General features: G+C 74.3%; 10 protein-coding genes. 4 read left to right on the top strand and 6 right to left on the bottom strand.

Going from position 1 to position 12,942, the window contains the following annotated elements:
* Positions 1–354: 354 nt before the first annotated feature.
* The 5 genes from ACIQ9P_RS25405 to ACIQ9P_RS25385 form a co-directional block, all read right to left on the bottom strand.
* Positions 355–1,665, bottom strand: a complete 1,311-nt coding sequence (locus tag ACIQ9P_RS25405) for a DUF58 domain-containing protein (RefSeq protein ID WP_402360345.1) — start codon at positions 1,663–1,665, stop codon at positions 355–357.
* 115 nt (positions 1,666–1,780) lie between these two features.
* Positions 1,781–2,701 carry an AAA family ATPase gene (locus ACIQ9P_RS25400; protein WP_402360377.1) on the bottom strand — a complete coding sequence of 307 codons (921 nt, stop codon included), beginning with the start codon at positions 2,699–2,701 and terminating at the stop codon, positions 1,781–1,783.
* Positions 2,702–2,838: 137 nt separating this feature from the next.
* Complete coding sequence (locus tag ACIQ9P_RS25395; protein WP_402360342.1) at positions 2,839–4,077, bottom strand: DUF4350 domain-containing protein; 1,239 nt, start codon at positions 4,075–4,077, stop codon at positions 2,839–2,841.
* Positions 4,074–4,745, bottom strand: coding sequence for a DUF4129 domain-containing protein (locus ACIQ9P_RS25390; protein ID WP_402360339.1), 672 nt, complete (start codon positions 4,743–4,745; stop codon positions 4,074–4,076). Before ACIQ9P_RS25390 ends, ACIQ9P_RS25395 begins: the two co-directional genes overlap by 4 nt.
* A gap of 5 nt (positions 4,746–4,750) precedes the next feature.
* The gene (locus ACIQ9P_RS25385) at positions 4,751–5,977 is read right to left on the bottom strand and encodes a hypothetical protein (protein ID WP_402360337.1); all 1,227 of its coding nucleotides are present in this window, start codon (positions 5,975–5,977) and stop codon (positions 4,751–4,753) included.
* A 287-nt stretch (positions 5,978–6,264) separates the two neighbouring features.
* On the opposite strand from ACIQ9P_RS25385, the gene mtrA reads away from it, so the two are divergent.
* The 3 genes from mtrA to ACIQ9P_RS25370 are packed head-to-tail and all read left to right on the top strand — an operon-like array spanning position 6,265 to position 10,949.
* Positions 6,265–6,942 (top strand): MtrAB system response regulator MtrA, encoded by a 678-nt coding sequence (gene mtrA, locus ACIQ9P_RS25380; protein ID WP_030247322.1) that lies wholly within the window; start codon positions 6,265–6,267, stop codon positions 6,940–6,942.
* Positions 6,943–6,946: 4 nt separating this feature from the next.
* Complete coding sequence (mtrB, locus tag ACIQ9P_RS25375) at positions 6,947–9,085, top strand: MtrAB system histidine kinase MtrB (protein ID WP_402360334.1); 2,139 nt, start codon at positions 6,947–6,949, stop codon at positions 9,083–9,085.
* The gene (locus tag ACIQ9P_RS25370) at positions 9,060–10,949 is read left to right on the top strand and encodes an LpqB family beta-propeller domain-containing protein (RefSeq protein ID WP_402360331.1); all 1,890 of its coding nucleotides are present in this window, start codon (positions 9,060–9,062) and stop codon (positions 10,947–10,949) included. Before mtrB ends, ACIQ9P_RS25370 begins: the two co-directional genes overlap by 26 nt.
* Here the strand turns inward: ACIQ9P_RS25370 and ACIQ9P_RS25365 are convergent.
* Positions 10,933–11,664 carry a ComF family protein gene (locus ACIQ9P_RS25365; RefSeq protein WP_402360374.1) on the bottom strand — a complete coding sequence of 244 codons (732 nt, stop codon included), beginning with the start codon at positions 11,662–11,664 and terminating at the stop codon, positions 10,933–10,935. The genes ACIQ9P_RS25370 and ACIQ9P_RS25365 overlap by 17 nt on opposite strands.
* A gap of 448 nt (positions 11,665–12,112) precedes the next feature.
* Here ACIQ9P_RS25365 and hpf point away from each other — a divergent pair, with 448 nt between their 5' ends.
* Positions 12,113–12,805, top strand: coding sequence for a ribosome hibernation-promoting factor, HPF/YfiA family (gene hpf / locus ACIQ9P_RS25360; protein WP_402360329.1), 693 nt, complete (start codon positions 12,113–12,115; stop codon positions 12,803–12,805).
* The last annotated feature ends 137 nt before the right edge of the window (positions 12,806–12,942 follow it).

Here is a 12,942-nt window from a genome sequence, read left to right as displayed (position 1 = left end):
GGTACTGCAGGGGGGACCCTGTGGGAGAGTAGGACGCCGCCGAACAATCATTGTGAAGAACCCCCGTCGGGAAACCGACGGGGGTTCTTCGCGTTCCGCCCACGTTTCCGTCCAGGTATCTCCCGGGCCGGCACGGGGAATCAGAACTGCCGCTCGGGTGGGAATGCCGTCGGATTCAGTGGCGGAGCACGTTTCCCGGGCCCTGAAGAGTGCCGGGAAGGGCCCCTGGAAGCGCTGAGGGGCCGCCCCGGTGGGGGAGGTCCACCAGCTGCCGAAAGACATTCGAAAGCCCCGTCACCGGATCGGTGGCGGGGCTTCTTCGTACCCCCTGGACGGGGGCGGGAAGTCCGTGTGTCAGAGGCGGCCGGCGGCCTTGAGGGCGAGGTAGGTGTCGGCCAGGGCGGGCGCGAGGGACGCGGGCGGGGCGTCGAGGACGGTGAGGCCGGCGTGGGTGAGACGGTCGGCGGTGAGGCGGCGGTCGGCGCGCGTCTGCTCGGCGGCCGCGGCGCCGTACACGGCCTCGACCGTGCCGCGGCCGGCGGCCAGCTCGTCGAGGTGGGGGTCGGACACCGACGCGAGGACGACCTCGTGGCGCTTGGTGAGGAGCGGCAGCAGCGGGAGCAGGCCGTCCTCGACGGGGGCCGCGTCCAGGCCGGTGAGCAGCACGATCAGCGAGCGGTGCGGTGCCATCTTCAGGGCGGTGGCGACCAGCGAGCGCATGTCGGTCTCGTAGAGGGCGGGTTCCAGCACGGCCATCGCGTTGGTGAAGGCCGGCAGGATCTCGCTGGGGGAGCGGCCGGCCACCGCGGTCCGCTTGCGCAGGTCGTGGGCGAGCAGGTCGACCCGGTCGCCGGCCTTGGTGGCGAGGGCGGTGAGGAGCAGTGCCGCGTCGAGGGAGGCGTCGAGCCTGGGCGCGTCGCCGACCCGGCCGGCGGAGGTGCGGCCGGTGTCGAGGACGACCAGGATGTGCCGGTCCCGCTCGGGGCGCCAGGTGCGGACGGCGACGGTGTGGCGGCGGGCGCTGGCGCGCCAGTCGATGGAGCGGATGTCGTCGCCGGGCAGGTACTCGCGCAGGGAGTCGAACTCGGTGCCCTGGCCGCGGGTCAGGACCGAGGTGCGGCCGTCGAGTTCGCGCAGCCGGGCGAGCCGCGAGGGCAGGTGCTTTCGGCTGGCGAACGGGGGCAGGGCGCGGACCGTCCAGGGGACGAGGTGCGATCCCTGACGCCCGGCCAGGCCGAGCGGGCCGAGCGAACGGACGGTCACCTTGTGGGCGTGGTGGTCCCCGCGCCGGGTCGGGGTGAGGACGGTGGTGACGCGGCGGCGTTCGTGGCCGGGGACGCCCAGGGTGTGCCGGGAAGCGGCGAACCCGGTGCCGGGTCGCCAGGCCGACGGGGCCCAGGCGTCGCGGATCCGGGCCCGCAGGAGGCGTCCGGCCGGGTTGGTGACGGTCAGTTCGACCGAGGCGGGTTCGCCGAGCCGGACCGTGGTGTCGCCGCCCCGGTCGATCCGCAGACCGCGGACGGGGGCGGCGAGCAACAGGTCGAGGGCGACACCGAGCAGGATCGCGCCGGTGACGGCGCCGATCCCCGTCCAGGAGGGCAGCAGCAGGCCCGTGACGAGGGCGCCGAGCGCGGCGAGCAGGGCGGTTCGCCCGGTGATGGCCATGCGGTGCGTTCCTTCGTCGGGGCCGACGGTGAGGCGGCGAAACGTGGGGCGGTGGTACTTGGGACAGTGGTACCTGGGGCGGCGAGGCCCGGGGTGGTGAGGTCCCGGACGGGGCTCAGCGTGGGGCCGGGGTCTGGGCGAGGACGGCCTGGATCACGGAGTCCGCGGTCACGCCCTCCATCTCGGCCTCGGCCCGCAGGGCCACGCGGTGCCGCAGGGTGGGCAGGGCGAGCGCCTTGACGTCGTCGGGGGTGACGTAGTCGCGGCCGGCCAGCCAGGCCCAGGCGCGGGAGGCGCCGAGCAGCGCGGTGGCGCCGCGCGGGGAGACGCCGATGGAGAGCGAGGGCGACTGCCGGGTGGCCCGGCAGAGGTCGACGATGTAGGCGAGCACCTCGGGGGCGACGGTCAGCTTGGCGATCTGCTCGCGGGCGGCGGCGATGTGCTCGGGGCCGGCGACCGGGCGCACGCCCGCCGCGGCGAGGTCGCGCGGGTCGAAGCCGGCGGCGTGCCGGGCGAGGACCTGGAACTCCTGGTCCCGGTCGGGCAGCGGGAGGACGAGCTTGAGCAGGAAGCGGTCGAGCTGGGCCTCGGGCAGCGGGTAGGTGCCCTCGTACTCGACCGGGTTCTGGGTCGCGGCGACCAGGAACGGCACCGGCAGGGCGCGCGGCTCGCCGTCGACGGTGACCTGGTGCTCCTCCATGGCCTCCAGCAGGGCGGCCTGGGTCTTCGGCGGCGTGCGGTTGATCTCGTCGGCGAGCAGCAGGTTGGTGAAGACCGGGCCGGGCTGGAACGAGAACTCGGCGGTGCGGGCGTCGTAGACCAGCGAGCCGGTGACGTCGCCGGGCATCAGGTCGGGGGTGAACTGGATGCGCTTGGTCCCCAGGTCGAGCGCGGTGGACAGGGTGCGGATCAGCAGGGTCTTGGCCACGCCGGGGACGCCTTCGAGCAGCACGTGGCCGCCGCAGAGCAGGGCGACGACGAGGCCGGTGACGGCGGCGTCCTGGCCGACGACGGCCTTGGCGATCTCGGCGCGCAGGGCGGTGAGTGCCTCGCGCGGGTCGCCGAGCCGGGGGTCGCCGGCGGTACCGGGGAGGGTGCCGCCGGGGACGGTGGTGCCGGTGGTGGCGGATGCCGGGCCGGGGGTGATGCGGAGCTGGGTGGTGGCCTTCTCGGTCACGGCTTCCGGACCTGCCTTTCGAGGGTGTCGAGGTCGTCGGCGAGCCGCAGCAGCGCGGCGTCGTCGGTCGGGGGAGGGCCGTACAGCAGGGTCGCCGCGTCCCCGCCGGGCCGCTCGGGGAGACGGTCGGCGACGGCCGCGCAGAGCGCGGTGGGGTCGGGTGCGCCGGCCACGGGCGGGACGCCCAGGGCCGGGGCGATGCGCAGCGCGGTGGCGCGGCGCAGGGCGTCGGCGGCGCGGCCGCGGGCCTTGGCACGGCGGTAGAGGCGGGCGCGGCCCTCGGTGGTCTCGGAGGCGCGCACCACGACGGGAAGCCGTTCGCTCATCACCGGGCCGAGCCGCCGGGCGCGCCACAGCGCGGCGAGCAGGACGGCGATGCCGAGCTGGTAGCCGGCCCAGGTCCAGCCCTCGGGGATGAAGTCCTGGAAGCTCTTCCGCCCGCCCTCGGCGACCGGGGCGGTGTAGTCGGGCAGGTGCCAGCCGAGGTGGGGCCGGGAGCCGAGGAGGCCGAGTCCCAGGGCGGCGTTGCCGTCCTTCCCGAGCAGTTCGTTGGTGAGGAACTGGCCGCTGCCGAGGACCACGACGTCGGTGTTCCGGCCGGTGGTGACGGTGACCAGGGGGTAGCCGTGGCCGCGCGGGTAGCAGCCCTCGCCGCGGCTGCCGGCGGTGTAGAGAAGGCCGCCGAGGTGGGCGCCGCCGGCCCGGACGGCTTCCGGGAGGGAGCAGCCGGGGTCGGTGGTGCGCACGCCCGCGTAGGGGACGCCGCCGTTCTCGTCGGAGGTGCGGACGCCGGGGACGAGGGCGCTGAGGGCGGCGGGGCCTGGGGCGATCAGGACCAGTCGGCCGTACCGGGCGGCGGCGACGGCGGTCAGCTGTTCGGGGGTGAGCAGGTCGGGTTCGGGCAGGACGAGGGTGTCGGCGCCGGTGGGCCGGACGGTGGGGTCGGCGGTGAGGTCGACGTCGAGCCCCTCGCGCTGGAGGAGGGCGATCAGGGCGTGGCTGCCGGCGGGCTCGTAGGAGCGGGGGTCGAGCGGCGGGTACCGGCGTTCCTGGTTGACGGCGGCGAGCAGGACGGCGGCGAGCAGCAGGAGCGCGGCGGTGAGCAGGTACCAGCGGGCGCGTCGCCACAGGCCGCGGCCGGTGGGGGCGGTGCTGGTGGCGGACGGCGCGGGTCGTGCGGCGGCGGTCTCCGGGGTGGTCCGGTCGGTCGGCGGCGCGGGGGTGGCGCTGGTCATGCGGCTCCTCCGGCGGCCGGGGCGAGGACCGGGCGGGCGCGTTCGAGGTCCCGGTCGAGGTCGCGCAGCGACTGGTAGGCGCCCCGGTCGGCGGTGCGCTCGCCGTAGGCGATGTCGTCGAAGGCGCGGGCGGCCGCGGTGAGCTCGGCCGCGTGGTCGGGCAGGGCGCGGCCGGCCTCGGCGGCGGCCTCGTCGGCCGTGCGGCCGGGGCGGGCGTCGAGCAGGGTGCGTTCCTCCAGGCCGCGGACGAGCGCGCGCATCTGTTCGCGGACGGCCTCGGTCCACCGGCCGTCGGCGGCGTGCCGTTCGGCGTCGGCCCGGTGGTCGGCGGCGCTGCGCGGACCGAGGTCGCCGAAGACCCCGGGGTGGGTGCGGGCGGCCCGCCCGGGCGCGCCGAGGCGCCACCAGAGGGCGGCGCCGACGACCGCGGCGACCAGCAGGAACAGGACCAGGCCGGTGGCGCCGCTGGTGCCGTCGCCGACGAGAGCTCCCAGCGCCTGGTCGATCCGGTCCGTGATCCAGTCGAGGACGCGCTGCTGGAGGCTCGGGTCGTGGCGGTGGTAGTCGGCGTTGAGCAGTTCGTCGCGGGCCGCGTCCCGGGCCGCGTCGCGTGGTGTCGTGACCGGGGCGCCACCCGCGAGCACGACGATCTCCCCCCGGATCGGCATCGGGCTCAGAGCCTTGCGGGCGCGGGGCCGGCCTGGTCGCCCCAGCCGGTGCCGCCGTGCTCGGGCAGGCCGGCGGCGCGGGCGAGCTCGATGTCGAGGGCCTCGCGGCGAATCCGCTGGTCGACGTAGAGCAGCACCCCGATGGTGGCGGTGAAGGGGAGGGTGACGGTGGAGGAGAGGACGCCGCCGATCGCCATGGTGACCAGCATCGCGGCGGGCAGGCCGGCGGTGCTCCCGGCGTCGACCTGTCCGACGAAGTCGTCGAAGCCGATCACCATGCCGGCGATCGTGAACGGGGTGCTGATCACACCGGCGACGACCGCGGCGATGATCTGGCTGAGCACGGTGATGCCGAAGATCCGCCACCAGGAGCGGCGGACCAGCCGGCGGGAGCGGGAGAGGGCGGTGATGACGCCCTGCTTCTCCAGCATGAGGGCGGGTGCGGCCAGGCTGAGCTGGATGCCGATCCAGACGGCGACCGGGAGGCTGAGCAGGCCCACGATCACGAGCAGGCCGACGATCGCCGGTTCCTCGGCCCCGGCGACCAGGTAGCCGATCAGCGGGGCGAAGCCCAGCAGGACGATGCCGCCGGCGATGAGACCGGTGAGCAGGGTGAGGCCGACGAGCTGGAGCAGCCGGGGCCTGGCGTCGCGCCAGGCGTCCCCGATCGACACGGCCTGGCCGAGGATGGCGCGGCTGACCACCATGGTCAGCAGGGCCGAGGCGACCACGCCGAGCAGCATCGAGAGCGGCAGGCTGATCAGGGCGGTCAGCACCGGGGTGAGGTCGCCGGTGTCCCCCTGGATGGCGAGCTGGGCGCCGAGCGAGGCGCCCTGCTGGACGACCGCGACGCCGAGGGCGAGGCCGAGGGTGACCCGCCAGTGCTTGCGCACGGTGGAGACCGCTCCGTCGAGGATCTCGCCGAGGCCGAGCGGCCGCAGCGGGATCACTCCGGGCTTGGGGCTCTGCGGCGCGGCCCAGCCGTACCCGGCGCCGGGGGGCTGCGGTCCCCAGCCGGGGGGTCCGCCGGGGCCCGGCCGGGTGCCCCAGCCGGGCTGCTGCCCGGCGTAGGGGGGCTGCGGGGCCCCGGAGGCGGTCTCCCAGGCGGGCGGGGTGTTCTGGGGCGGTGCCGACTGGCCGGGCACGGCGGCGGGCGCGTCGGCGGTGGGCCGGGCGCCGTCGCGGGGCGGCTCGGACGAGCCGGGCGAGGCCCAGCCCGGAGTGTCGGTCATCACTGCTCCTCGGAGGGCTTCGGGGGCGCGGCACCGGGTGGATCTTCTACCCGCGCGCAGCGCCCATCGTGTCATGGTGCCCGGACGTGCCCCAGGGCGAGCCGGTTGCTGAACGGCAACGGTCGGGGGGCGGACGGTTCGTGGGCTTCGTCGGGGGCTCCGGGGGTGGAAGAGGGCAGAGAATTGGTCTGGTTTGGCTTGAAATGGACCGGATCGCCAGTTGGCCGTTCTGGAGCAATGGGACTGCTGTGCGGCAGGTCACAATCCGGTAATGAGAAGATGGACCCATGAAGGGACGCGTCCTCGTCGTTGATGACGACTCCGCACTGGCCGAGATGCTCGGCATTGTGCTGCGGGGTGAGGGTTTTGAGCCGTTTTTCGTCGCGGATGGGGACAGGGCGCTAGCGGCCTTCCGGGAGACCAAGCCGGACCTGGTTCTGCTCGACCTGATGCTGCCCGGCCGGGACGGCATCGATGTCTGCCGGCAGATCCGGGCGGAGTCCGGTATTCCGATCGTCATGCTGACCGCCAAGACCGACACGGTCGACGTCGTTGTCGGTCTGGAGTCGGGTGCCGACGACTACGTCACCAAGCCGTTCAAGCCCAAGGAGCTGGTCGCCCGGGTGCGGGCCCGGCTGCGCAGGGCCGAGGAGCCGACTCCGGAGCAGCTGACCATCGGCGATCTGGTGATCGACGTGGCCGGCCACTCGGTGAAGCGGGACGGCCGGGGCATCCCGCTGACCCCGCTGGAGTTCGACCTGCTGGTCGCGCTGGCCCGCAAGCCCTGGCAGGTGTTCACCCGCGAGGTGCTGCTGGAGCAGGTCTGGGGCTACCGGCACGCGGCGGACACCCGTCTGGTCAACGTCCATGTGCAGCGTCTGCGCTCCAAGATCGAGAAGGACCCGGAGCGCCCCGAGATCGTGGTGACCGTCCGCGGCGTCGGCTACAAGGCCGGGCCCAGCTGACGTGATGTACCGGGCCGACGAAACCCCGCCGGGTACCGCGACCGACGGAGGTGGCGGCGCTGTGCGCGGGGACGTACTGAGTTCGACCGTGCGCAACCGCCGCCGACGGGGGCCGGTCGCCCTGCTCGCGCTGCTGAACCGTCAGCTGCGCCGACCCCTGCACCGGGTGGCGGCGCTGTACCGGCGGTCGATCCAGCTGCGGGTGGTGGCGGCGACGCTGCTGCTGTCGGTCGTGGTGGTGATGGTGCTGGGCGTCGTCGTGGTGGCGCAGGTCCGCACCGGGCTGCTGGAGACCAAGCGGTCGGCGGCCCGGGACCAGGCGCTCGCGGGATTCCAGACCGAGCTCAAGAAGATCGACGACGCGGACGACCTGCGGCTGCGGACCGTGACCGCCGACTCGGCCCCCGAGGGCCTGGGCACCTGGCTGCTCCAGCAGGTCGGCGACCTGGCGGCGAGCGGGCAGAACGTCTACTCGGTGATCGCGATGCTGCCCGGCACCGGCCAGACCGTCCAGCCCGACAAGGCCGGCCTCGGCCCGCGGTACTCCGCGGACATCCTGCCGAGCAGCATCCCCGACAGCCTGAAGGCCAGGGTCGCGCAGGAGCCCGGCCAGACCTTCAGCCAGCCCACCCGGATCCAGCGCTCGCCGGAGAGCGGCGTGGGCACGGAGCCCGGGCTCGTCTTCGGGCAGCAGTTCACCGGCCCCGGCAACGGCAGTTACCAGCTGTACTACGTCTTCTCCTTCGGCCAGGAGACCAAGACCCTGGGCCTGGTCACCGGCACTCTGGCCACCGCCGGGGTGTTCGTGGTGATCATGATGGGCGGCATCGCCTGGCTGGTGGTGCGCCAGGTGGTGACACCGGTCCGGATGGCCGCAGGGATTTCCGAGCGGCTGGCCGCCGGGCATCTGGAAGAGCGGATGAAGGTCACCGGCACCGACGACATCGCCCGATTGGGCGAGTCGTTCAACCGGATGGCCAACGCGCTGCAGGCGCAGATCCGGCAGCTGGAGGAGCTGTCCCGGGTGCAGCGGCGCTTCGTCTCCGACGTGTCGCACGAGCTGCGCACGCCGCTGACCACCGTCCGGATGGCCGCCGACCTCATCTACGACAGCCGCGAGGACCTGGACCCGATGGCGGCCCGTTCCGCCGAGCTGCTCCAGGGGCAGCTGGACCGCTTCGAGTCGCTGCTCGCCGACCTGCTGGAGATCAGCCGCTTCGACGCGGGCGCGGCCGTCCTGGACGCCGAACCGGTCGACCTGCGCGAGATCGTCGGCCGGGTGGTCGAGGCCGCCGATCCGCTGGCCCAGGCCAAGGGCAGCGCCGTGGTGATCCGCGGCGACGGCGAACCGGTGCTGGCCGAGGTCGACTCCCGGCGGATCGAGCGCATCCTGCGCAACCTGGTGGTCAACGCGCTGGAGCACGGCGAGGGCCGGGACGTCGTGGTCCGGCTGGGCTCGCGCGACGGCGCGGTCGCCATCGGCGTCCGGGACTACGGCATCGGCCTCAAGCCGGGCGAGGCGTCCCGGGTGTTCCACCGCTTCTGGCGGGCCGACCCGTCCCGGGTGCGGACCACCGGCGGCACCGGCCTCGGCCTGTCGATCGCGGTCGAGGACGCGCATCTGCACGGCGGCTGGCTGCAGGCGTGGGGGGAGCCGGGCGGCGGCTCGCACTTCCGGCTCACCATGCCGCGCACCCGCGGCGGCGAGATCAGCCGGGCGCCGTTCCGGCTGGAGCCGGAGGACTCCCGCAACAACCGGGGCCTGGGCACCTACGGGACGCCGTACCGCCGGGCCGCGCGCCCGGCCGGGGCGACGGCGCTGACCGCGACCGAGGAGCAGGCCGTCCCGGAGACGCCGGACACCTCCGGCGGCGGGTTCGGCAGCGGGCTCGGCGGCGTGCTGAGCATCGGCCCCGGCCTCGGCCGGCGGGCGGCCGAGGGCCCGCGCGCGGATCCGTCGGACGTGCTGCCGGTCGGTGCGGGGTACGGTGCGACCGGGGCCCAGGTCATGGTGGACCCGACGCCGGGCCGGCCGTCGGTGGCGCAGCGGGCCGCGGGGCCGGACGGGGCCGCAGGGGTGGACGGCACGGGTGGAACGGACACGGAGGGGTCGCAGCGTGCGAAGGACCAGCGCCAGGATTGAGCCGCGGCTGGCCGGGACGGCGGGCGCGCTGGTGGGTGCCCTGCTGGTCGGCGGCTGCGCGGCGATGCCGGATTCCGGCGGCGTCGCCAAGATCGAGCTGTCCAAGACCTCGGCGGAGAAGAACCTCCAGGTCAGGGTGTTCCCGGTGGAGCCCGCCAAGGGGGCCGGGCCGCAGGACCTGCTGGCCGGGTTCCTCGACGCGCTGACCGCCGACGACAGCTATGTGACGGCGCGCAAGTACCTGACCCCGGACGCGCGGACCAGCTGGAACCCGGAGGCGGGCATCAAGGTGCTCGCCTCCAATCCGAGCCACCTCAAGCTGAGCGTGACCGACACCGACACCGAGGTGTCGATCCCGGTCGACGGCCAGTTGGTCTCCCAGGTGGACGACCGGCACTCGTACATCGGCGAGTCGCCGCGCATGATCGAGTTCAACTTCTCCTTCGTGCGGGAGAAGGCCGGCGAGTGGCGGATCGACAAGCTGCCGGACGGGCTGATCCTCAACGAGGTCAACTTCCGCAACAGCTACCGCCAGGTCGACCGGTTCTTCTACGCCGCGCCCGACCCGTCCGCGCCGACCGCGGCCTCGGTGACCAACCAGGACGTGCTGATCGCCGACCCGATCTACCTGCGGCGGCGAATAGACCCCTTGGGTTCGGCGGCCCGCGCGCTGGTCTCGGGGCCGTCGACCTGGCTGACGCCGGTCTCCCGCTCCGCCTTCCCGGCGGGCCTCGGTCCGGCGGCGGTCGAGTCGGTGACCCTGGACGACAACCGCACCGGGCACGTGACGCTGATCGGGGTCGACCTCGGCAGTGCCACCGCCTGCCGGCGGATGGCCACCCAGCTCCTCTACACCCTCGCCGACCAGGGCACCGGACAGGTCGAACGGCTGGAGCTCAAGGCCCAGCACGGTGGACCGGCCTGTCAGGCGAGCCGCGCCGACGAGCCGGCCACCGGTCCGGGTTCGCTGGCCGGACAGATGTCCACCCGGCAGTTCTACCAGCGGGCCGACGACGGCGTGCTGCACGAGGCGCGCGGGGAGGCCGTCGGCGAGCCCGTGCACGGACCGCTGGGACGGGCGCAGCAGAGCGGGCGGCCGCTGGGCGCGGTCGCGGTGGCCCGGGACGGCGAACGCGCCGCGGCGATCAGCGCCGACGGCCACCAGCTCTTCACGGTGCCGTTCCTGGACTCGCTGCCGGTCATGCCGCAGCCGGTGCTCTCCACCCCGAGCCGTCCGGGCTCGAAGGGCGACGACGGGCTGGTCTCGCCGACCTGGGACGGGCGCGGCGACCTGTACGTGGTGGACCGCGATCCGACCGGGCCGCGGGTGCTGATGGTGCGGGACAAGCAGGCCGTCCCGGTGGCGGTGGACGATCTGGCCGGCCGCTCGGTGCAGGGCATCCAGGTGTCCTCGGACGGCGTCCGGGTCGCCCTGCTGCTGAAGGAGGGCAAGGACAGCAAGGACCAGCGGCTCTGGCTGGGGCTGCTCGTCCACGGCGGCACGAAGGACGCCCCGACCGCGAGGATCACCGGGCTGCGGCTGGCCAACCCGGCGTTCCAGGAGGTGCTGTCGGTGTCCTGGGCGGAGGCGGACCAACTGCTGGTGCTGGGCAAGGAGAAGGACAAGGCCCAGCAGTTGCAGTACATCAGCACCGACGGGTCGCAGAACCGGGACGCGCGGCTGCTGGGCGGCGGCCAGATGGGCGCGGTCGCCGCGTCGGAGTCCCGGGGGACCAACGCGCTGCCGGTGCCGCCGGTGCTGGCGCTGGAGAAGGAAGTGGGCAAGCCGTACCGGCTGGTGAACAACCAGTGGCGGGAGCTGGTGCTGCCCTACAAGGTGTCCGCGTTCATCTATCCGGGCTGAGACCCGGCACCCGGCGGCGGTGCGGGACGGCCGCCGCGACCGTGGCGGCCGCGGCGGGCGGCAGTCCGGCGGCGGACAGTGCCCGGGCGGCCTCGACGAGGCTGGCGCCGGTGGTCACCAGGTCGTCGACCAGGACCGGTCGGCACCCGGTGGGGCCGGGCAGACGGCCGGGGTCGGTGGGGCCGGGCCGGGGGTGTCGCCCGGCCGCGCCGTGACGGTGGAAGCGGCCGGGCGGGCGCGCGGTGAGCGCGCCGCGCAGGTTGTGGTGGCGTTCGGCGGCGGAGAGCCCGGCCTGGTCGGCGACCGGCCGGGCGTGTCGCAGCAGCGGTACCGCGCGGGCGTCCAACCCCTCCCGGCACAGGGACCCGGCGGCGGCGCGGGCCAGCCGCAGCGTGGGGTCGTGCCCCCGGGCGCGGACCGCCGCCCGGGCGGAGGGGACCGGGACCAGCAGCAGCGGCGCCGCTCCCGGGGAGGGGCCGAGCGCGGAGCGCACCGCCCGGGCGAGTGCCTCGCCGAGCGGGCCGGCCAGCCGCAGCGCGCCGCGCTCCTTGTGGGCGAGCAGCAGTCGCCGCACCGGACCGTCGTACGGCGCGGCGGCGTAGGCCCCGGGGAGGGCCGCGGCGGGCGCCGGAGGGGTGCTGGTGAGTAGGTCGCGGCATTCCGGGCACAAGTGGCCCAGGTCGCTGCCGCAGCCCGCGCAGGAGGCCGGGAGCAGCGCGTCGAGGAGACCGGTCAGGGGGTGGACGAAGAGCCGCCGGGAGAGCGGTCGGCGGGGTGGTGCGGTGGTGCGCGCCACGGCTCCTCCTCGCGGGTGGGGGCACGGAGAGTGAGCAAAGAATGCGCCGTACGGGGGGTGTTGTCCAGGTATTTACCTGTGTTTCACTCGCGGGAGGGTAGACAGGGGTGCAGCAGCTTGACCGCCGGCCCATCACTCCGTCATACCCGAACTCTCCGCCGGAGAGGCGAAAACCCCGTGTGAGGTGTTCGATAAGGCTCCAGGGGGTTTCAACCGTCCCTGGTGGGGAGGAAGTGAGGTGAGGGCCAGTCGTTCCCACCGTTGCAGGTGGGGCGGGGGGCCGGCGGAAGTTTCGGCTGGTCCGGCTGGTCTCAGTCCGGCCCGGTAGCACCCGGGCCGGCGACAGAACGAGGGATCGGAGTTCTGCGTGGACATCGTCGTCAAGGGCCGCAAGACCGAGGTGCCGAAGAGGTTCCGGGATCACGTGGCCGAGAAGCTGGAGAAGGTCCAGAAGTTCGACACCAAGGCGATCAGCCTCGATGTCGAGGTGTCCAAGGAACACAACCCGCGGCAGGCCGACCGGTCCGACCGCGTGGAGATCACCCTCCGTACCCGTGGCCCGGTGATCCGGGCCGAGGCCGCCGCCGCTGACCCCTACGCGGCGCTCGATCTGGCCTCGGCGAAGCTCGACGCCCAACTGCGCAAGTCCGCGGACCGGCGTCGGGTCCACAAGGGCGGCAGCGGCCGCACCCCGATCAGCGTCGCCGAGGCGACCGCGGCCCTGGCCGCGCTGCCCGAGCCGAAGCCGGCGGAGAGCAGCACCAACGGTGCCGTCCGCAAGACCATGATGGGATCCCTGGAGGTGGAGGGCGAAGGCCCGCTGGTGGTCCGGGAGAAGACCCACCCGGCCGCCCCGATGGCGCTCGACCAGGCGCTCTACGAGATGGAGCTGGTCGGCCACGACTTCTACCTGTTCGTGGAGAAGGACAGTGGCCTGCCGAGCGTCGTGTACCGCCGGCACGGTTACCACTACGGCGTGATCCACCTGAAGGCCGACGGTTCGACCGTCGAGGGTGGCGGCGCCGGCGGTGCGATCGGCGCGGGCGACGACGAGGACTGACCGTCCGGACAGCAGGAGAGGGGTGACCCCGGTGGCGACCGCCGCCGGGGTCCCCGGCGTTCCGGGGCGGCCCGCGGCCCCGCCGGTCGGCGAACAGGTCACCCGCTGCGGGGCGAACGGCACCGGAGGGTGACCGC

It is taken from the genome of Kitasatospora sp. NPDC094019, from assembly GCF_044764505.1.
Classification (GTDB): Bacteria; Actinomycetota; Actinomycetes; order Streptomycetales; family Streptomycetaceae; genus Kitasatospora.
Note: the sequence above shows the minus strand (reverse complement) of the source record. Positions and strands in the feature narration are given on the sequence as shown.